This window comes from Porphyrobacter sp. AAP82, from assembly GCF_000331285.1.
Taxonomy (GTDB): domain Bacteria; phylum Pseudomonadota; class Alphaproteobacteria; order Sphingomonadales; family Sphingomonadaceae; genus Erythrobacter.
In genome coordinates this window covers 1-20,255 of record NZ_ANFX01000050.1, presented here as the reverse complement: position 1 = coordinate 20,255, position 20,255 = coordinate 1, and the positions used below count along the sequence as shown (strand labels likewise).

At 68.7% G+C, this 20,255-nt stretch carries 16 protein-coding genes; 8 read left to right on the top strand and 8 right to left on the bottom strand.

Translation table 11 applies throughout. The features are described from left to right. The first annotated feature begins 7 nt into the window (after positions 1 to 7). Both D620_RS0113925 and D620_RS0113920 read left to right on the top strand, forming a co-directional pair. Positions 8 to 934 (top strand): isopenicillin N synthase family dioxygenase, encoded by a 927-nt coding sequence (locus tag D620_RS0113925; protein WP_017666426.1) that lies wholly within the window; start codon positions 8 to 10, stop codon positions 932 to 934. A 257-nt stretch (positions 935 to 1,191) separates the two neighbouring features. Continuing rightward, complete coding sequence (locus D620_RS0113920; RefSeq protein WP_017666425.1) at positions 1,192 to 4,557, top strand: TonB-dependent receptor; 3,366 nt, start codon at positions 1,192 to 1,194, stop codon at positions 4,555 to 4,557. A gap of 196 nt (positions 4,558 to 4,753) precedes the next feature. Here D620_RS0113920 and D620_RS15885 read toward each other — a convergent pair whose 3' ends face one another. Then, positions 4,754 to 7,729, bottom strand: a complete 2,976-nt coding sequence (locus D620_RS15885; RefSeq protein ID WP_051020638.1) for a hybrid sensor histidine kinase/response regulator — start codon at positions 7,727 to 7,729, stop codon at positions 4,754 to 4,756. Positions 7,730 to 8,107: 378 nt separating this feature from the next. Here D620_RS15885 and D620_RS0113905 point away from each other — a divergent pair, with 378 nt between their 5' ends. From D620_RS0113905 to D620_RS0113895, 3 genes are all read left to right on the top strand, one after another. Continuing rightward, positions 8,108 to 8,830 (top strand): TonB family protein, encoded by a 723-nt coding sequence (locus D620_RS0113905; protein ID WP_017666423.1) that lies wholly within the window; start codon positions 8,108 to 8,110, stop codon positions 8,828 to 8,830. Positions 8,831 to 8,916: 86 nt separating this feature from the next. Next, positions 8,917 to 9,957, top strand: a complete 1,041-nt coding sequence (locus D620_RS0113900) for a mannose-1-phosphate guanylyltransferase (protein ID WP_017666422.1) — start codon at positions 8,917 to 8,919, stop codon at positions 9,955 to 9,957. A 26-nt stretch (positions 9,958 to 9,983) separates the two neighbouring features. After that, positions 9,984 to 10,757, top strand: a complete 774-nt coding sequence (locus D620_RS0113895; protein ID WP_017666421.1) for a class I mannose-6-phosphate isomerase — start codon at positions 9,984 to 9,986, stop codon at positions 10,755 to 10,757. A 37-nt stretch (positions 10,758 to 10,794) separates the two neighbouring features. Here D620_RS0113895 and D620_RS0113890 read toward each other — a convergent pair whose 3' ends face one another. From D620_RS0113890 to D620_RS0113870, 5 genes are all read right to left on the bottom strand, one after another. Next, positions 10,795 to 13,332 (bottom strand): HWE histidine kinase domain-containing protein, encoded by a 2,538-nt coding sequence (locus D620_RS0113890; protein ID WP_017666420.1) that lies wholly within the window; start codon positions 13,330 to 13,332, stop codon positions 10,795 to 10,797. After that, positions 13,329 to 13,931 (bottom strand): biliverdin-producing heme oxygenase, encoded by a 603-nt coding sequence (locus D620_RS0113885; RefSeq protein ID WP_017666419.1) that lies wholly within the window; start codon positions 13,929 to 13,931, stop codon positions 13,329 to 13,331. Before D620_RS0113885 ends, D620_RS0113890 begins: the two co-directional genes overlap by 4 nt. A gap of 161 nt (positions 13,932 to 14,092) precedes the next feature. Continuing rightward, a complete protein-coding gene (locus tag D620_RS0113880) occupies positions 14,093 to 14,392 on the bottom strand; it encodes a polyhydroxyalkanoic acid system family protein (protein ID WP_017666418.1) in 300 nt (99 codons plus the stop codon). Positions 14,393 to 14,395: 3 nt separating this feature from the next. Continuing rightward, positions 14,396 to 15,208, bottom strand: coding sequence for a hypothetical protein (locus D620_RS0113875; RefSeq protein ID WP_017666417.1), 813 nt, complete (start codon positions 15,206 to 15,208; stop codon positions 14,396 to 14,398). Positions 15,209 to 15,220: 12 nt separating this feature from the next. Continuing rightward, positions 15,221 to 16,432, bottom strand: a complete 1,212-nt coding sequence (locus tag D620_RS0113870; protein ID WP_017666416.1) for a toxic anion resistance protein — start codon at positions 16,430 to 16,432, stop codon at positions 15,221 to 15,223. Between the two features lie 356 nt (positions 16,433 to 16,788). Between D620_RS0113870 and D620_RS16700 the strand changes: the two genes are divergently transcribed. Continuing rightward, complete coding sequence (locus D620_RS16700) at positions 16,789 to 16,965, top strand: hypothetical protein (protein ID WP_017666415.1); 177 nt, start codon at positions 16,789 to 16,791, stop codon at positions 16,963 to 16,965. Positions 16,966 to 16,977: 12 nt separating this feature from the next. Here D620_RS16700 and D620_RS0113860 read toward each other — a convergent pair whose 3' ends face one another. Both D620_RS0113860 and D620_RS16695 read right to left on the bottom strand, forming a co-directional pair. Next, positions 16,978 to 18,726 carry a fatty acyl-AMP ligase gene (locus D620_RS0113860; RefSeq protein WP_017666414.1) on the bottom strand — a complete coding sequence of 583 codons (1,749 nt, stop codon included), beginning with the start codon at positions 18,724 to 18,726 and terminating at the stop codon, positions 16,978 to 16,980. Between the two features lie 5 nt (positions 18,727 to 18,731). Further along, complete coding sequence (locus D620_RS16695) at positions 18,732 to 18,896, bottom strand: hypothetical protein (RefSeq protein ID WP_196795297.1); 165 nt, start codon at positions 18,894 to 18,896, stop codon at positions 18,732 to 18,734. An 11-nt stretch (positions 18,897 to 18,907) separates the two neighbouring features. Between D620_RS16695 and D620_RS0113855 the strand changes: the two genes are divergently transcribed. After that, entirely contained in the window at positions 18,908 to 19,531 is a 624-nt protein-coding gene (locus tag D620_RS0113855; RefSeq protein ID WP_017666413.1) for a regulatory protein RecX, read from the top strand. A gap of 56 nt (positions 19,532 to 19,587) precedes the next feature. Beyond that, a complete protein-coding gene (locus tag D620_RS0113850; RefSeq protein ID WP_017666412.1) occupies positions 19,588 to 20,019 on the top strand; it encodes a DUF192 domain-containing protein in 432 nt (143 codons plus the stop codon). The last annotated feature ends 236 nt before the right edge of the window (positions 20,020 to 20,255 follow it).

Here is a 20,255-nt window from a genome sequence, read left to right as displayed (position 1 = left end):
GCGGCCCATGATCAATATCGCATCCGTCAGCCTCGCCCAGCCGCTTGAGACCATCGCCGACGAACTGGGCCGCAGCTTCGGCGAATACGGCTTTGCCGTGGTCCGCGATCACGGTATCCCGCAAGACCTGATCGACGCGGCCGAGCGCGTCTCCAAGGCGTTCTTCGCCCTGCCCGATGATGTGAAGCGCGCCTACAGGATCGCAGGCGGCGGCGGCGCGCGCGGCTACACCCCGTTCGGCACCGAGAAGGCCAAGGATGCCGAGCTGTTCGACCTCAAGGAATTCTGGCACGTCGGCCGCGACCTTCCCGAAGGCCACCCGCTCGCGCCCTTCATGGCCCCCAACGTCTGGCCGACCGAAGTCGAAGGCTTCCGCGAGACGCTGAGCGCGCTGTTCACCGCTTTCGAGGTCGCCGGCGGGCGCGTGCTCGAGGCGATCGCCTTGCACCTCGGCCGGCCGCGCGATTTCTTCGCGGCGAGCGTGGCCGACGGCAATTCGGTGATGCGCCTGCTCCACTATCCGCCGCTGGCCGAAGGCGCCCCCGAAGGCGCGATCCGGGCTGCGGGGCACGAGGACATCAACACCATCACACTGCTGCTGGGAGCGGAGGAAGCGGGCCTCGAACTGCTCGCGCGGGACGGGCAGTGGCACGCGGTCGACGTGCCCGCGGGCGCGCTGGTGATCAACGTCGGCGACATGCTCCAGCGCCAGACCAATGGCCGGCTGCGCTCGACCACGCACCGGGTGGTCAATCCGCGTGGGCAAGCGGCGCGGCGGGCCCGCTATTCGATGCCGTTCTTCCTCCATTTCCGGCCCGATTTCCTGATCGAGGCATTGCCGGAATGTGTCGGCGCCGACACGAATCCGCCGCAGCCGCCGATCACCGCGCATGATTACCTCATGGAGCGCCTGCGCGAGATCAACCTCGCCTGACACGGCTGCTGCGGGTGGGCGAATAGCCTCTTCCGAGAAAATCCGGCGGCGTTGCTGCGATGCAACACCGTCCCCGGGAAGCGCCGGAAATCCGAGGGTTTTCGGACCTTGCGCCATGCCTTTCCAGGGGATTCCACGCAGCGCCCCGACGGCAGTCATTAAATTGTCACAGAACCGTCGCTTTGGCGCAAGCAGAGAGGCCTAGGGCCGTCCGCGTCACGCAATTCTCTGTCCACCGCTACCAGGGGCTTTCATCCATGAAGCTTAAGTATCTCCTCGCCGCGAGCATCGTCAGCCTCGCCGCGACCACGACGATCGCGACCCCCGCCTTCGCGCAGGAAACCACCTCGTCGGTCCGCGGTGATGTCACCGACCAGAACGGCGCCCCGATCGCCGGCGCGACCGTGACCGTGACCCACGTCCCCTCGGGCACCACCTCGACCCAGACGACCGATGCCGAAGGCGGCTTCAATGCGGCAGGGCTCCGTCTCGGCGGCCCCTCCCTCGTGGAAGTTTCGGCTGACGGCTATGAAATCGTCTCGCAGGAAATCGGCTTCCTGACCGCCGGCCAGGCGCAGCGCATCAGCGTCGCGCTGGTCGAACAGGGCCAGACCATCGTCGTCACCGGCAACCGCGTGCGCTCGGCGATCACGCTCGCCACCGGCCCCGCGACCGTGCTGAGCGCCCGCGACATCGCCGGCGTCGCCAACGTCCAGCGCGACATCCGCAACCTCGCCGCGCGCGATCCGCTGGTAACCCTCGATGCCACCAACGGCAACGCCATCAGCATCGCCGGACAGAACAACCGCTACAACCGCTTCACCGTCGACGGGGTGGCCTTCGGTGACCCCTTCGGTCTCGAATCCGGCGGCCTCGTCTCCTCGCGCGGCCCGGTCCCGCTTGACGCGATCGGCGAATTCTCGGTCGAAACCGCGCCGGTCGACATCCAGCAGGGCTTCTTCCAGGGCGGCGCGATCAACACCCAGCTCAAGTCGGGCGGCAACCGCTTCACCTTCCTCGGCAGCGCCTATTACCAGAACGACGATCTGCGCGGCACCCGTGCCCGCGAACTGACCCGCATCGGTTCGTTCGAATCGCAGGTCTACGTCGCCCAGGTCACCGGCCCGATCATCAAGGACAAGCTGTTCTTCGCGGTCACCTACGAGCGCACCCGTGACACCGTCCCGGCCGACGTCGCGCCCTCGCAGCTCGGCATCACCGACGCCGATCTGACCCAGATCAACGGCATCGCCGACACCGTCTACAACTTCGACACGCTGGGCGTTGCGGACTCGATCGTCGAGAAGGACGACAAGCTCGTCACCAAGCTCGACTGGAACGTCGCCGACGGCCACCGCCTGACCGCGACCTACATCTGGAACGATGCGGCGCTGCTCGCAGGCCAGACCGGCACCGGCCAGATCACCGCCACCAACCCGACCTACAGCCTGCTGTCGAACAACTACACGCAAGGTGCGGTCAACCACTTCGGCATCATCCAGTCGAACAACCAGTGGTCGGACGACTTCTCGACCGTGCTGCGCGTCTCCTATGCCGATTACGTGCGCCTCCAGGTGCCGGTCGGCGGCAACCGCGACTTCGGCCAGTTCCTCGTCTGTCTTGACCCGACCAACCCGGCTCCGCCGGCGCAGGGCCAGCCGGCCAACGGTTCGTCCGCCTCGCAGTGCTCGCCCGGTCAGCAGCGCCTCCAGTTCGGTCCCGACATCAGCCGCCAGGCCAACGAGCTCGACAGCCAGTCGCTGGCGGTCGAATTCGCCGCCACGCTGAAGGCCAACAACCACACCTTCAAGCTGATCGCCGAACGCCGTCAGCAGGACGTGCGCAACCTCTTCGCCCAGCGCGTTTCGGGTGCGTGGTACTTCGACAACATCGCCGACCTGCAGGCGCGCCGCGCCAACAGCCTCGACATCGCCGTGCCGCTGCGCGGCGGGATCGGCACGGTCACTGCCGACTTCCAGAACAACTCCTGGACCTTCGGCCTCAGCGACACGATCGACGTGACCGACACCCTGACCCTCGTGGCGGGCGTGCGCTACGACCTGTTCGACGCGCCGGTCCGTCCGTTCTTCAACCAGAACTTCGTCGACCGCTTCGGCTTCACCAACGCCTCGACTCTCAACGGCCGTGACCTGTTCCAGCCGCGCTTCGGCGTGAACTGGCAGCCGACCGATCGCCTCCAGGTGCGCGGTTCGGCGGGTCTGTTCGGCGGCGGCAGCCCGCTGGTGTGGATCTCGAACAGCTATTCGAACCCCGGTCCGACGCTGGGCCGCGTCCAGATCAACCGCGTGCTCGGGACCAACGGCGCCGCCGACACCTACACCATCAGCGGTGTTCCCCTCACGACCGCGCAGCAGAACGCCATCGGCGCTGCCACGCTGAACGGCGTGACCGGCGGCACCGGCATCCCCCAGTCGCTGATCGACGCGATCCGCACCGCCGGGACCGCCGCGGCGCCGACCAACGCGATCGACCCGGACTTCGAAGTGCCCTCGACCTGGCGCTTTGCCGCTTCGGTCGATTACGAAGCCAACCTCGGCAGCTTCCTGGGTGATGGCTGGAACGTCGGCGCCGACGTGATCTACTCGAAGGTCAACAACGCGCTCGAATGGACCGATCTGCGTTCGGTGCCCAACGGCACGCTGCCCGACGGCCGCACCCGTTACACCGCGCTCGCCGGTCAGGACATCAACGGTGCGAACACCGACATCCTGCTGACCAACACCGATTTCGGTGACAGCTGGAACCTTGTCGCCCGCTTCAACAAGCGGTGGGACAACGGGCTGTTCGTCAACGGTTCGTACACCTACCAGGATGTCGCCGATCAGAACCCCGGCACCTCTTCGGTGGCCTTCTCGAACTACACCAACACGGTGGTCGGGAACGATGCGAACTTCTCGGCGCAGGGCATCGCTAACTACCAGCGCGACAACCAGTTCCGTCTGGGCCTCGGCTTCGATGGCGAGATCTTCGGCGAGAACAACACCCGCATCGAACTGTTCTACAACGTGCGTTCGGGCCAGCGTTACAGCTACGTCTACAACGACCCGACCGGCGGTGCCTTCCGTCCGGCGGTGCTCGGGGTGCAGGGCCGCAGCGAACGCGGGCTGCTCTACGTGCCGAACGTGTCGTCGATCACGGCCGACCCGCGGGTGGCCTATGCGGCCAACTTCGACTTCACCGGGTTCCAGCAGTTTATCCTGAACTCGGAACTCAAGGAGTACCAGGGCCAGATCGCCCCGAAGAACATCGCCAAGACCCCCTCGGTGCACAAGCTCGACCTTGCGTTCCGTCAGGAAGTGCCCTTCGTGTTCGGCGGCAAGATCGAACTGTCGGCGGAAATGGAGAACGTCCTCAACTTCATCGACAAGGACTGGGGCACCGTGCGTCAGGTCGGCTTCCCCTATGCCGCCTCGCTGGTCAACGTGACCTGCCTCACCGCGCCGCAGGGCACCCCGGGTTCGGCGACCGCCACCAATGCCCAGCCTTGCGCGCAGTACCTCTACTCGAACCGTTCGGGGACGAGCTTCCGCGCGCCGGTCGAAGCGACCCAGATCAACGGTTCGCTGTGGGGCGTCCGCTTCGGGGTGCGCGTCAAGTTCTGATCGCGCCGATCCGGCAAGACTATCGAGAGGGCGGCCCGGCAACGGGCCGCCCTTTTGCTTTGAGCCGCCCCCGGAGGCGAGGCCGAGGATGAGGACGCAGGCACCCCGCCTCGATGGCCGGGGCGGCTGAGGCGGTGGGGCAGTCCGCGTGCCGCAAGCGCGGGCGCGCCTGCCGCTTGTGGCGGGGTTTGGGGGCTCATCCCCCCGCGGCGGCGGAGCCTGAGGCGCCGTGCCCCCCGGCTTCGGCGATCAGCCGCGCGGCGAGCGCGGCGCAGGCGCCCGCCTCCTCGCCCGTGACCAGCGCGCGTTCGAGCGCGGCGGCCGCCATCCCCAGCGCCGGCTCGCCGAACATCGCCGCCGTGCCCGCCAGCTTGTGCAGCAGCCGCGGCAGCTCGCCCCCGGCGTTGCCCCCGCGCGCGCCGGCAAGCGCCAGCGACCCGTCCGCAAGACACGCCTCGACCGCCGCGATCGCCTCCTGCCGCCGCACCTGCCAGCGTGCGACCAGCTGCGGCGAGCGGGCCAGCGCCGAAGCCCGCGCCGCCGGATTGGCGAGGCGGGCGGGGGCGCCGAGGGCTGCGTCCGGATGCTCGGCCTCGACGATGCGGGTCGGCAGCCAGCGTTGCAGCGCGCGGGCAAGCTGGGCGAAGACCACCGGCTTGGCGAGGTGCCCCTGCATCCCCGCCGCACGCGCGGCGGCGACATCTTCGGGATAGGCATTGGCGGTGAGCGCGATCACCGGCAACAGCCCCGGTCCGATCCCCTCGGCGCGGATCGCGCGGGTGGCGGCGAGCCCGTCGCAATCGGGCATCTGCACATCCATCAGCACGAGATCATAGGGCCGCCCGCGCATCACCGAATCGATCACCATCGCGATCCCCTCGTTCCCGTCATGCGCGACATCGACTTCCTGCCCGCAGCGTTCGAGCATTTCGGTCACCAGCAGGCGGTTGATGTCGTGATCCTCGACCAGCAGAATCCGCGACGGGACGAGGCCTGCACCGGGCGCGGGTTCGTCCGTGAGGCCCGGTGCTCCCGTCGCATCGGTCGCCGGCGGCACGGCAGGATCGGCGAGCGGCGGATCGGCCGGGGGTGCGGCAGCGGGCGGGGCGAGCGTCGCGGGCAGCACCAGCGCAAAGCGCGAACCTTCGCCGGGCGTGCTCTCGACCTCGATCCGCCCGCCGAGCAGCGCTGCCAATTGCCGGCTGATCGACAGGCCGAGCCCCGTGCCGCCATATCGCCGCGCAGTGCTGGCCTCGCCTTGCGTGAAGGGCAGGAAGATCGTCTCCAGCTGCAACGGGCTGATCCCGATGCCGCTGTCGGCGACGGTCACACGTACATCGTGGCGGGTAACGCGGTAGGTGACCGTGATCGCGCCCGCTTCGGTGAACTTCACCGCATTGCCGATGAGGTTGAGCATGATCTGGCGCAGGCGCAGCCCGTCGGTCAGCACCCAGGGCGGGCGCGCTTCGGAAAAGCGGCAATCGCTATCCTCGCCGCAATCGCAGGCGAGGTCCAGCATCAGCCCCTTGCGCGCGGCGGCGGGGCGGTGGAGCGCAGCGCATTCGGCAAGGCTGGCGTGGAGGTTCACTGGCGCGCGATCGATGGCGAACTGCCCGCTTTCGATCTTCGACAGATCGAGCACGTCGTTGAGCAGCATCATCATCGACCGGCCCGACTGCACGATCAGTTCGGCAAACCGGCGCTGGTCGGCGGCGAGCTCGCCCTGGAGCATCAGCTCGGCAAAGCCCAGCACGCCGTTCATCGGCGTCCTGATCTCGTGGCTCATGTTGGCAAGGAATTCCGACTTGGCGCGCGCCGCGTTCTCGGCATGGCGGCGCGCGCGGGTGAGCAGCAGCTCGAGTTCGACCCGCTCGGTCACATCGCGCGCGGCGACCACCACCGCCTCGGGCGCGCCGCCGAGGGGATCGCGCACCAGCACGCAATCGGCCTCGAGGAAAACGGGCGAGCCATCGGGTGCATCAGTGAAGCGGCGATAGGTCACCCGCTCGCGCTCGCTCGTGCCGGCGATCAGCCGTTCCATCGCGTCGAGCGCGCGGCCCTGTGCATCGGGGTGGAGCCGGGCCGAGGCGTGGCGGCCGATGAGGGTGGCGGGCATCACCCCCATCACATCGGCGACCGAGGGCGAGGCATAGGTGCACACCCCCGCCAGATCATAACGCAGGATCGCATCGGAGATGTTCTCGGCAAGCAGATCGGTCTCGCGCTTGCCCGCCTCGAGCCGCGCCATCATCCGGTCCCGCCCGGCAAGGATCGCGGCGACCGGCAGCCCGGTAAGGAAGTTCGCCGCGATGAAGGCCTGAAGCAGGTGCAGCTGGGCGATCGCACCGCCCGCTGCGGCCGCGATCGGCCCTTCGCCGATAAAGGTCATCACCCCGGCCACCACCGCTACCCCCGCGACATTGAGCGCGCTGCCGAGGCTGCCGAGCCGGAAGGCGTGCAGCAGGGTGATCGGCTGGATCAGGAACACCAGCGGGTAATGGGTCTGGTGGAACACCAGAAAGGCGCTCACCATCCCGCCGCCGAGCAGCGCTGCGCTTTCGAGCGCGGTCGCAGGTGCCGCCGCGAGGCGGCCGCGCAGCCGGTCCACCAGCAGCAGCACCGGCGGGACGATCAGCACCATCGCCATGCTGTCGGTCAGGAACCATGCGAGCGCCCCGGCGTGCCAGGTATCCCATGTGCTGCCGAGCACGGGAATGACCAGCATCGCCGAGACCAGCGGGCCGACCAGCCCGCCCGCCCACACGAAGCGCGCCAGATCGGCGAGCCGGGTCATGTCCGGCACGGGGCGCCCGACGCTGCGGGTGAGGGCGAGGACGGCGATGATCTCGACCATGTTGGCAAGCGAAAAGGCGAGCGCGACGGTATCGGGCAGCTGGATCACCGCATTGGCACCGAGACTGGCGGCAAAGCAGGCGGCGAGCAGCGGGAGCTCGCAGCGCAGCCGCGCGCGCAGCAGGACCGCGACGGCGCAGGCATTGGGCAGCCAGATCGGGCTGACCGTATCTCCCGCGTGGGCAAGCGCGAGGCTGAGGCAGGCGATCACGAGATAGCCCGCCCCGCCGACCAGCGCTGCGGCGAGACTGCGGCGATCGAGCGGACCGGCAGCGATGCGGGACAGGCGCAGCCAGCGCAGCAGCGCCGCCCGCAGCACTCCGCCGGTCCCGCGCCTCAGGGGCGCATCGGCGGACGCCCCGGCGGCAGCAAAGGCAGCAGCCCGCGCCGTCCCGTCCGGGCCGTGCAGAAGCGGCGCATCGGGCTCAGCTGCGTACCCCGCAGCGCGTGCGGCAGAGGTGCGCGCGCCGGCCGCTGGCACACTTCCGGCGCGCGCGCGCGCGGGCCCTGCGCCCGGCGGGACGAGGTCGTCATCGGCATCCGGCGGATCGCTGCCGCGGTGCCGCTCATGATCCAGACCGCGCTCGATCGTGTGCGCTCCATCGCCAATTGCTGCGCGGCTGTTATAAGGCCTGCGGGGCGGTCGCGCGGACAACCGCATCCGGAATGGACCAAAGGGAAGACAAAGTCGGCCGCCATGGCAAGCGAGCAACCCTACAGCGCCCGGCCGCAGCGGCTGCGCTGGCCGGTGGTGGCAGGTCTGGCGGTGCTCCATGCTGCCGCGCTCTATGGCCTCGCGCGCGCCTTTGCACCCGATGTGACCGCCTCGGCCGAGCAGCAGGTGCTCTCGGCCTTCGACATCACCGCGCCGCCACCCGCCGCTCCGCCGCCCGACAACCGCGCCGAGCCCGACCAAGGCGTGCAAGGGGCCCCCGGGCGCGAGGCGGTGGCAAAGCCGGTCGCTGCCGAGGTGCCGCAGCGCCGCCTCAAGGAGGATGTCGCCCTGCCGCGCGCGTCGTCTACCGGCACCGCGACCAGATCGGGCGGGGCGGCGGCGGGCGAGGGCACGGGCGCGGCGGGCCGCGGGAGTGGCACAGGCAGCGGCAACGCGGGGAGCGGGCGCGGCGGGGTAGCCGTCTCCAGGCCGGTGCACATTTCGGGCAGGATCGACAATGCGCGCGATTTTCCCGTTCCTCCCGGCGGGCGCGAGGCGCGGCGGGGCACGCAGGTGATCGTGCGCGTCACCGTTACCCCCGAAGGCCGTGCGCGCGATTGCGCCATCGTCCGCCCCAGCCCCGATCCCGAAGCGGACCGCATCACCTGCCGCCTCATCGAAAGCCGCCTCGGCTTCCGCCCGGCGATGGATGCGAACGGCAATCCGGTGGCTGCGCCGTTCTACTGGCGCCAGCAGTGGTTCTGATGCGGCGATGGGTGGAATAAATCCGACATCGGACTCGTTTCCCGGCAGCGACTTGCTATAGCCTGCGCGAGACAAGGGGTGTTCCTGTGCTTGCGATCCATCCGGTAATCCTGTGCGGCGGCAGCGGGACGCGGCTGTGGCCGGTCAGCCGCAAGGTCTGCCCCAAGCCTTTCCTCCCGCTGCTGAGCGAGGAGACGCTGTTCGAGCAAGCGGTGCGGCGCGTGGCAGGGGATGACCGTTTCGCCCCGCCGATGGTGGTGGCAGGCGCCGATCACGCCGATCTTGTCACCGCGCAGCTGTCCGGCACGCCCGGCGCGCGGCTGGTGATCGAGCCGATGGCGAAGAACACCGCGCCCGCCATCGCGCTGGCCGCAGCATTGCTCCCCGAAGATGCCGTGATGCTGGTCTGCCCGAGCGACCACCACATTGCCGACAGCACTGCCTTCCGCGCCGCCGCGCTCGCCGCTGCGGCGCTGGCGCGCGAGGATTACCTCGTCAGCTTCGGCATCGCCGCCGACCGCCCCGAAACGGGCTACGGCTATCTGAGGCGCGGCGCGCCGCTGGCCGGGGGCTATGTGATCCGCCAGTTCGTCGAAAAGCCTGATCTCGCCCGCGCGCAGGAATATCTCGCGAGCGGCGAATATTCGTGGAACGGCGGGATTTTCGCCTTCCGCGCCGGACATCTCCTCGCCGAACTCGCCGCGCATCGCCCGCAGATGGCCGGGCTGGTCGCCGCGGCGGTCGCGGGCGGCCGCGGCGAGGGCGCGCGCTTCCACCCCGCGCCTGAGCCCTTCGCGCGGATCGACGGGGATTCGATCGACTACGCGGTGATGGAAAACACCGCGCGCGCCGCGATGGTTCCCGCCGAAATGGGCTGGTCCGATATCGGTAACTGGGCCGCGCTTGCCGACGCGCTGGCGGGCGGGGCCGACGCGCAGGGCAATGTCGTGCGCGGCAGCGTGGACCTTGCCCAGTGCCGCGATGTCCTTGCCACCACCGATGGCCCGCGCATCTCGGCGGTGGGCCTCGAAGGCGTGTGCATCATCGTCTCGGGCGATGAAGTGCTGGTCACCACCCGCGAGGGCGCGCAGGCGGTGGGCAAGCTGCCGGGAGCGACAAACCAGTGACGAGCGCGCGCCAGTTGCCCACAAGGATGGTCGAGAAGGTATGGGGCCGCCAAGTGCTGCCCGCGCCTTTCGCCGCGCCCGCGGCCACGCGGATCGGCGAGATCTGGTTCGAACCGCCGGCCGAAGTGCCGCAGGTTCTGGTCAAGTATCTGTTTACCAGCGAGAAACTCTCGGTCCAGGTGCACCCCTCGGACGCCACGGCGATAGCCGGGGAGGCCGGCAAGGAGGAGTGCTGGCTGGTGCTCGACGCCGCGCCTGACGCCAGCCTTGCGATCGGTTTCACCTGCGATGTGTCACCCGGCGAGATTGCGGCAGCGGCTCGGGACGGCACCATCGAGAGCCTGCTCGCATGGCATCCGGCGCGCGCCGGCGATCTGTTCTACCTGCCGGCAGGCACAGTCCACGCGATCGGCCCGGGGCTTGCGCTGGTCGAGGTGCAGCAGACCAGCGAGACCACCTTCCGCCTCTATGATTACGGCCGCCCGCGCGAGCTGCATCTGGAGCGGGCCCTCGCCGTCGCTTGCGGCTCGCCCTACGGGGCCGGGAACAAGCGGTCGATTGCCGACGGGCAGGTGCTGGTCGATGGCCCGCACTTCCGTCTCGACCGGGTGGAAGGCGCGCCCGATGCGGCGACGCTCGCTGCCTATGCGGGCGCGCTGCTGGTGCTGCCGCTCGAGGGCGAGGTCATGGCCAGGGACGGCAGCGCGCGCGCCGGAGCGGGCGAATGCCTGGTGGCAGACGGGCTGGAGAGCCTCGATTTCAGCGCCGCCGGCGTAACCCTGCTGACCCGCGCGGCCTGATGTTTCACGTGGAACATTTATAGAACGAAGCGCCGCATCACGCGCCCACCAGCAATCGCTCGATCTCGGTCATGCCGTAGGGCTTGCGCAACACCGCTTCGGCGCCCAGCCGTTCGAACTGGCCCGCGCCCTCGGCATAGCCGGTTGCCAGCACGAAGCGCACCCCGGCCGCGCGCAGCGCCTCGGCGATCGGTTCGGAACTTTCGCCGCCCAGGTTGAAGTCGATGATTGCAAAGTCGGGCGGATCGCCGGCGATGGCCGCGAGCGCGCCGGTGACCGAACTTTCGAGCCGCACTTCGGAAACGCCGAGGCGCTTCAGGTTCTCTTCGGTATCGAGCGCGATGATGATGCTGTCCTCCACGACCAGCACCCGTGCGGGGGCATCGGGCGGGAGGCGGTCGGCGCGCATCGGATCGGGCGCGGGCAGGCGGCTGCTGCCGGCCTCGGGCAGCGCGAGATAGCGCGCGGGCACGAGGAATTCGGCTTCCACCCCGGCAAGCTTGTAGCGCACATCGGCCTCGCCATGGAGATCGTGCGGGATCGAGCGGGTGATGATCGTCGATCCGAAGCCATGGCGGGTGGGCGCGGTCACCGGTGGGCCGCCGCTTTCGCGCCAGCGCAGCGCCAGATCGCCGAAGGCGGTGCGCGCCAGCGTGACCTCGACCCGCCCCGCGCGCGACGAAAGGCTGCCGTACTTGGCCGAATTGGTGGCCAGTTCGTGCACCACCAGCGCGAGAATGGTGTAGGCCTCGGGCGCGACCAGCACGTCATCGCCTGTCAGGCGGAACCGCGCGCGCTCGGTGCCGCAATAGGGGGCAAGCTCGGCTTCGATCAGCCGCGCCAGGCTCGCCGGGCCCCAGTTCTTGGCGGTGATATTGTCGTGCGCGGCGGCGAGCGCCGCGATCCGCCCGCCGATGATCGCGGCGAAACCCGGCACGGACAGCGCCTCGGCCTGCGATTGCGAGACCAGCGCGCGGATCAGCCCGAGGATGTTGCGCACGCGGTGGTTCAATTCGGCGATCAGCAGGTCCTGCTGCTGTGCCGCGCGGGCGCGCTCGCGCGTCAGGTCCTCGCTCATGCGCAGGATCACCTCGATGAGGGTGCGGCGCAGGCGCGCGGCGACCTCGCATTCCTCCGGCGACCAGTCGGCGCTGCGGCCACGCACGGTTTCCTGCCATGCCGCAAAGCTGGCGCGCGGCTGGAGCAGTTCGCCGGGGCCTGCTGCGGCCTTGGCGGGGTCCCCCGCCCAGGTGACGACCCGTTCGAGCGGGCGGCGCCACAGCACCAGCGAATCCCGCGTGCCGCGTGACAGCGGCAGCACCAGCGCACCCGCGGCGCGGGCGGAAAATGCGGCGGCTTCGGGGATCTGGTCGGCGAGCCGCGTGGTCGAATGGGTCGCTCCGCCCAGCGTGCTGGCGAGCAGCGGAGCCACGAGGCGGAACTCGGCCTCTTCCGGCGCCGCGCCGCTGGCGCGGTATTCTCCGTCGGCGAAGAGCGAGATGCCGTCATGCTGGATCGTGCCGCGCAGCAGTTCCTCGATCATCGGCAGGCTGTCCGCGAGGCTCACCCCGCCCGCGAGGCGCAGCAGCAGCCGGTCGTTGAGCTGGCGCGCCCGTTCGCGCAGGGCTTCGGCCTGGGCGACGAGGATGCGGTCGAGCATCAGCGAGAAGGTCTGGCTGAGCAATTCGGCGACGGTGCGCAGCGAATAGGGCGGGAGGCGGGCAGTGCGGTGGTGGCACGAGATCATGCCCCACAGCCGGTCATGCCGCACGATCGCGATGGCGAGGCTCGCGCCCACCTGCATGTTGCGCATGTAGGCAAGGTGCATCTTCGAATGGGCGCGCAGCATCGACATCGACAGGTCGAGCGGGGTCTCCTCCGGACCGAGCGCGGGGATCACCGGCACGGCTTCGGCGTCCATGTCGGCGATGATGCGGAACCGGTTGCGGCGGAACAGTTCGCGCGCCTGCTGCGGGATGTCGGCGGCCGGGTAGCGCAGGCCCTTGAAGGGTTCGAGACCGGCATCACGGTCCTCGGCGATCACCTCGCCGCTTTCGTCGGGGTGGAAGCGGTAGATCATGACGCGGTCATAACCGGTCATCTGCCGCACCAGCCGCACGGCGGTATCGCACAGCGGCCCGAGGCTGGGGGCGCCTTCGAGCTGGGCGATGACGGGGACGATCATGCTGACATGGTCGGCAAAGTCGTTGCGCGCATGGGGCTCGAACTCGATCACGCTGAGCCCGCAGGCGACATGGACGGCGCAGTCGAACAGCGTACCGCTGCCGGTCAGATCAAGGCCGAAGCGGCGTTCGAGCGTGTCATCGCCGGGCAGGCCGGCCAGCGCGCGGTGGATTGCATCGAGCGCGGCCGGCGCGAGGAACGCGGTCAGCGGCGTGCCGGTGGCGGGCAGTGCGCCGAGGCCGAGAAGCTGGCCGACATTGGCCGAGACATGCGCGGTCCGCCCCTCGGCATCGGCAACGATCATCCCCCCGAAGCTCTGGATCGCGGCGATGTGGTGGATCGGCTCGCGGTCACACTCGGTGAGCGCGTCGGGGCGCTGGTGGAGGTTCATGCGGGCACCTTCTCGTCCGGCGCCAGCGCTGCCCTGCCGGCTTCGGCGGCAGCGAGGAAATGGGCGAAGACAGCTTCGGCCGCGCGGGTTGCGCCGGCGGCTTCGGCAGGTTCGGCGGGGCGTTCGATCTGCGCGCGCAGCCCGTGCCAGAAGGTCATCATCGCCTCGTCGCCGAGGAAGGCATCGGGCCATGTCCCGCCGCCGATCCGCGCGACCTGCCGGGCGATCGCCTTGTTGCCGAGCGCCGATCCGGCCAGCACCCAGGCAGCGCCGAGCGCCGTGCCCGGCCCCGCGCGCCCCAGCGTGAACAGCGCGGCAGGCCGGGGCAGGGCATGGCCCAGCCGCTCCATATCCTGCGCCAGCAGCGCGGTCTGCACCGGCGGGGCGAGGCCTTCGGGCGCGTTGGCGGCAAGCCATGTCTCGAGCGGCGCGCGCGCTGCGTGCTGGAGCGCAAGGAAGCGCGCATAATCATCGCGGGTCTGCCAGCCGCTGGCCGCCTGCATCGCGTGGTCGAGCAGGTCGTGCGCGGCCATCGTGGCGGCGCGCAGATGGGTGCGCAGGCTTGCGCCCGGCTCTGCCGTATCGCTGGCTGCTGCCATATGCCCGTCCTTCCCGTCCGAATCGGCCCTCGGGCCAAATGCCGCATCTTCAGGGATCCCGGCCCGAGTGTAAGGCAAAATAGGCTAAAAGCCGTGTCAATTATTTATGACACAGCGCGGGGGTGCTGGCAATTGCGAAGGGTACGTAATCGCGCCCGGGTTCAGGGGGCGAGCAGCCGCCCGCCTTCTTTCTTCACCGCCGCCTCAAGGGGGCCCCTCATCACCGCGAACAGCAGCGGCAGATCCATTGCGATCACCACGTCGTGCTCGCGCACCTCGACCTCGCCGGGGATGGTCTGGCCCATCACCACCGCAGTGATGTTCATGCGGTCTTCGGACGGCCAGTCGGTGGTCACCTTGGCAAGGCCGGGGGGAAAGAAGCTGCCGATCTCGCCTGCGTGCTTGTGCATGCGCGCGCGCACTTCGGCCTTGGTGAGATCATGGGGGAGAGTGACGCGCATCGCTCAACGCTCCTTGCCGGCAGGTATCGCCGAGAAATCGGGCAGCGGCACCCCGGTATCGGGCATCCCTGTCATGTCCTCCAGCGCCTCGGCCCCGCCATAGCGGTATTCGAGATAGCGGCTCTTGATCGCAAGGTCATCGAGCGCGCCTTCGGCCAGCCGCCGCGTCACCCGGTCGACCTCGCCCGAAAGCTTGGCGAGGCTTTCGGTCAGCCGCTGGTCGGCGGTCTTGCCGGCATATTCCTCGGCGCGCAGATGTTGGGGGATCTTGCGGTAGTTGTCGATCGTCTCGGGGATATATTCGCCCACCAGCTCGCGCACTTCGGCCATGGCAGGCTCGTTGTCGCCGAGGCCCTTCAGTTGCAGCCCCAAGGCATCGAGCTGCACGCCGAGCTGGTCGACCAGCGCCTGCGCGGGCGGGGGCAGGGCAGGGCGCTGGGCTTCGAGCCACAGCTCGGTGCGCGCGACCATCTGGTGCGGGTTGCCCTGCTTCAGTTCGGCCCTCTGCGGCACCTTCACCTTGGGAACCACCGCGAACATGGCGAAGATGAAGGCGGTGAGCGCGACCACTGTCATCACCCCCCAGAAACCGATGCCGCCGATGATCGCCCCGGTGATGCCCGCGCCCACATACAGCGCCAGCAAGGCCAGCACGACGTTGCGGACCTTTTTGAGCAGCGCCTTGGTCTTCAGCTCGGCCGAACCCTTGCCGATGCTGGCCCCGCGCGGCGCAGGGCGGTGCGTCCCGCCCTCGCGCTGGGTCGCCAGGGATCGTCTGGCGCTCTGCATCTGCTGTTCGGGCGTTTCGTAGACCATCAGGCTCCCGATCTACTTGTCCAGCGCCAGCAGCGAGGGCGTCTGCGAGGCGACCTTGGCCTGCGCCTGTGCCTGCCCCTCGGCGCGGGCGATATAGCCCTTGGACTTTTCGACCTCGGCGGTCAGCACGGTGACGGTCTGCTTCATGCTATCGAGCGCGCGGACCTTGAAATTGTCGACCTCGTCCATCGTGTCGTAGATGTTCTGGAAGGCGCGCTGGAGTGTTTCGAGCGGGATCGTGGAGGAGGCGGCCTGCTCGTGGATCTGCGCGGTCTGTTCGCGCAGCAGCGCGCTGGTCGAATCAATGATGTCGCTGGTGGTCTTGTTGAGCGCGGTGATCTGGCCGAGCACGAGGCGCTGGTTGGTCATCGCCTGCGCCACGGTCACCGCGGTGCGCAATGCGCCGACTGTCGTGGTGCTGGCGCGGTCGACGCCCTTCACCAGCTCGACATTGTTCTTCTTGACCAGATCGAGCGCAAGGTAGCCCTGCACGCTCACCGCCATCTGGGTGAGCAGGTCCTGCGTGCGCTGGCGGACATAGAACAGCGCGCTTTCCCGCAGCGCCTTGGCCTTGGACGGGTCGGAGCTGTCGAGTTCCAGCGCCTTGGCCTCCAGCCGCGCGTCCAATGCCTTGGCGATGTGGATCATCTGCTCCAGCTCGCCCATCGCTGCCCACAGCTTCTGACGCTCGGTATCGATCGCGGCGTTATCGAGGTGCAGTTCCTTCTTGCCGCTTTCCAGCCGCTGGAGGATCGAGGCGATGTGCCCCTGCGCGGATGTGTAGCTGTCGAAGTAGTTCTTGATCCTGTTGCCGAAGGGGATGAAGCCCAGGATCTTGCGCGGCCCCGAAAGCTTGCCCTTCCGGCCCGGATCCAAGTCCTCGACCGTGCGGCGCAGTTCGGCGAGGTCCTTGCCCACCGTCCCGTCGCCGTCCATCGCGCGCACCGGGCGATCGAGGAAACGGTTCGACATGGCGGCGGCAGCGCGGATCTGTTCCTGCCCCATGCGGGTGATCTGGTCGACCTTCTCGCCGAACTGCGGCGAATTGGCATCGACGCTGACCAGCTCGTCGACGAAGGCATCGACCTTGGTGTCGAGCTTGGACTTCTGCTCGGTGGTGACCGGCACGAGGCCGACGGCCTGTTCGGGCGCGACCTGCGGCACCGGATCGGGCGGCGTGAGGGTGAACGGGGTCGCGGTTGCGGTGGTCGTTTCGGTGCTCATGCCTGCTCTCGTGCTCCCTGTAGCCCTGCCCCGGGCGGGCTGTTTCCCACTGTATTAGTAATCTAAGACACGCCTTTCAAGCGTGCCCGCAGCCTGGCTTGCAGTCTACGCCGGAAAGGGGGGCGGCGTCCACCGCGCCCGCGACAGGGCTGGCCGGGAAGAATCCGTCTGCGCCAGGCGCGATGCCGCGCGATCGGGGGCAGACCGGCCACCACTCGTCGCACGCGCAGCGCGAGGGCTGGAACCATCCGCGCGCCGTGCCGCTAGGGCCGTGCATCCGGCGAGGGTGCGGCATAGCGGGCGACGGGCCCGCCTCGCCCTGCACCTGCTTTGTCACGTTCCGAGGAGGCAAACCGATGGCGACCATTCCCCCGACCCAGCCCGACACGACCGTGCCCGATGCGCCGCCCGAACAGGTGCCGCCGCAGCCCGATCTCCCGCCCGAACCCGCACCGCCCGAAACCGAGCCGGTGCAACCCGACATCGACGAGCCCGGTCGCGGGCCGGAAGAGACCCCGCCGCCGCCGGATTGAGAGGCTGCGGGCCTACGCCGCCAGCTGGATCGGAACGATCTCGCCCGCCAGATAGAGCTTCTTCGCCTTGGCGCGAGACAGCTTGCCCGAGGACGTGCGCGGCAGGGTGCGCGGCGGCACGAGTTCGACGATGCAGCTCATGCCTGTCACCGAGCGCACCTTGTCCGCGATCTGGTCGCGCAGGCGCACGCGCTCCTCGGGGTCGGAGACCTTGCAGTGCACCAGCACCGCGGGCGCTTCCTCGCCGTTCTCCATCTCGATGGAGAAGGCCGCGATGTCGCCGTGGTTGAAGCCGGGAAGCTGCTCCACCGCCCACTCGATATCCTGCGGCCAGTGGTTCTTGCCGTTGATGATGATCATGTCCTTCGCCCGGCCGACGATGAACAGGTAGCCCTTGGCGGTGTAGCCCATGTCCCCGGTGTCGAGCCAGAAGTTCCCGTCATTATCGGGGACGAGGCAGTCGCTGGTGGCTTCCTCGTTGCGGAAATAGGAGTGCATGACGCTCGGGCCCCGGCACCACACCTTGCCGATCTGGTGATCGTCCTTGGCCGCGCCGTCCTCGCCGCGGATCGCGACCTCCATGTCAGGCAGCGCCTTGCCGCAATTGACGATCGCGCGGTAGCGGGCGGGGCGGGAGAGGTCGCGCGGCGCGCCCGAGAGGCGCTCTTCCTCGACCAGTTCGACGCGGATGCCCTCGCCCGGCGGCATCACGGTCACCGCCAGCACCGCCTCGGCAAGGCCGTAGGAAGGGGTGAAGGAGGATGCCTTGAAGCCGGCCTCGGCAAAGGCGTTGACGAAGTTCTGCATCACGTCGGGGCGGATCATGTCCGCGCCATTGCCCGCGATGCGCCAGCGGGAGAGGTCGAACCGTTCGGCCACGTGGCTCTGGCTCGAGATGCGGCGCGCGCAGATGTCATAGCCGAAAGTCGGCGAATAGGACATCGAGTTGCCCTTGTTGCGGCTGATCATGTCGAGCCACGCCAGCGGCCGGCGCGCGAAGGCATCGGGCTTCAGGTAATCGCCCGAGACCTGGTTGGCGATCAGCGAAAGCAGGCAGCCGACCAGCCCCATGTCGTGATACCACGGCAGCCAGCTGATGCAGCGGTCATTGGGGCCAAGCTCCATCGTGGTCGAATGGCCATACAGGTTGTGCAGCAGCGCGCGGTGGGTCACCGCAACGCCGGTCGGGAAGCGGGTCGAGCCGGAGGAATATTGCAGGTAGCAGATATCGTCGGGGCTTGCCTGCGGCAGCTCGCAATCAGGGGCGGGGCGGGTGCCGAAATCCTGCCAGCTGATCGCAGGGCACCCTTGCTTGGCGGCAGCCGCCTCGGCCATCTCGGCGATCTCGCCGGGGTAGATGAGGATCTTGGGGTCGCTGCTCATCAGCTGGATCGCCAGCTGGTCGATATAATTGTCCTTGCCGCCGAAAGTGGTGGGCAGCGGCAGCGGCACCGGCCATGCGCCGGCATAGACGCAGGCGCAGAACAGCGCGGCAAAATCGGGGCCGGTCTCGGCGATCAGCGCGACGCGGTCTTCCCGGCCGATCCCCGCCGCGATCAGCCGGCGCGCCATCACCAGCGCATCCTCGCGCATCTCGGAATAGGGATAGACCCGCGCCAGTTCTCCGCGCATGTCATGGAAGTTGAGCCCCTTCAGGCTCTGCGCGGCGTAGTCGATCGCTTCGTTGAAGGTTGCAAATTGCGCACGGATTCGCGGCAGATCGCAGTCATTCGGCGTCGGCGTCAGGGCGGCGTCGGTCATAATTTTCAGCGATACCCGTCATTTGCGGCGCGATACATGGTATGCTCCCGTTCGCGCTCTGGCATAACCTGCATGTCGCCAGCAAAGGTGGCGGCTTCCACGGTTGCGCATTTGATAAGGAAAGTGGCACGAATAAGGCGAAATGGTTTCAGGTAAAGCGAATTCGTCATCCACCGGTAGCGTGACCGGGGAGGATCGCAGCCCAAGGGGGCGGCGCGAGAAGCGGGCGAAACCCCCGCTGACCGAGGCGAGCTTGCGCGATCTGGCGCTCCATTACGCGGCCCGCTTCGCTTCCACCGGCGCGCGGCTCGAGAGCTATCTGGCGCGCAAGATCAAGGAACGCGGCCTCGCCGAGGATGCGGACGGGCGGACGGTGGAGGTCGATATTCCGGCACTCGTCGCCCGGTTGGTGGAACTGGGCTATGTCGATGACGATGCCTATGCGCGGATGCGCGCGCGGGAGCTGGGGCAGCGCGGCTATGGCGCAAGGCGGGTGGAGGAGAGCCTGCGCCATGCGGGCGTGGGCGAGGGTCTGCGCCGCGCGCATGCCCCGGGCGAGGCCGAAAGCCGCCGCGCGGCGGCGCTGATGGCGAGGAAGAAACGGCTCGGCCCGTTTGCGGCGGGAAGCGAGGGCCACGATCCGCTGCTGGCACGCAAGGCGCACGAAAAAGCCGTTGCAGCAATGCTGCGCGCAGGCCACCAGTACGAGCATGTGAAGACGGTCCTCGCAGCGCGTGGCATCACCGCGGTCGAGGAATGGATCGCCGAGGCGCAAGAGGCCGAAGGGACGGACGACAAATGGTAAGGCATATTCTGGCAAGCGCCGCGCTGGCCCTCGCACTGGCCGCGTGCTCCCCCGGCATGAGCGCGACCGCAAGCGCGCAGGCTCCGGCGGGGGGCGAGGCGGCGCGGCACCCGGTCTCGGGCCTCGAGGTGATCGACCTCGTGGTCGACCGCGGCGGCAAGACGCTGAACTTCAAGGTCGAGCTGGCCGATACCCCCGAGGCGCAAGTGAAGGGCCTGATGTTCCGCACCGAGCTTGGCGATTTCGAAGGCATGATCTTCCCCTCCGAAGTCCCCGAGGCGCGCGCCTTCTGGATGAAGAACACGCCCCTGTCGCTCGACATCATCTTCATCGGAATGGACGGCCGGGTGCAGAACATCGCGGCAAACACCACGCCCTATTCGCTCGATTCGGTGAAGTCCGACGGCATCGCCAGCGCGGTGCTCGAACTGCGCGCTGGCCGGGCGAAGGCGCTCGGGATCGTGCCGGGAGACAAGGTGACGTATTAGTGGCGAACCCGCCTCTGCGGGCAGTCTTTTGTTTTCCGCACGCCGTCCGGCGCGCGAAATCCTCGCTCACGCGGCCTGAAGGCCGCATCGCTGCGGGCGGCCGTTCGGCCTTGCGGTCGCTATGCGACCGATACCAGCGCTCCCCACTCCCGTAGGCGCTGATCCGGTCCGCCAACGGACGGACCGCAAGCGCGAACGCGCGCCCGCAGGTGCTCGATCCGGCAGGGATCGAAACG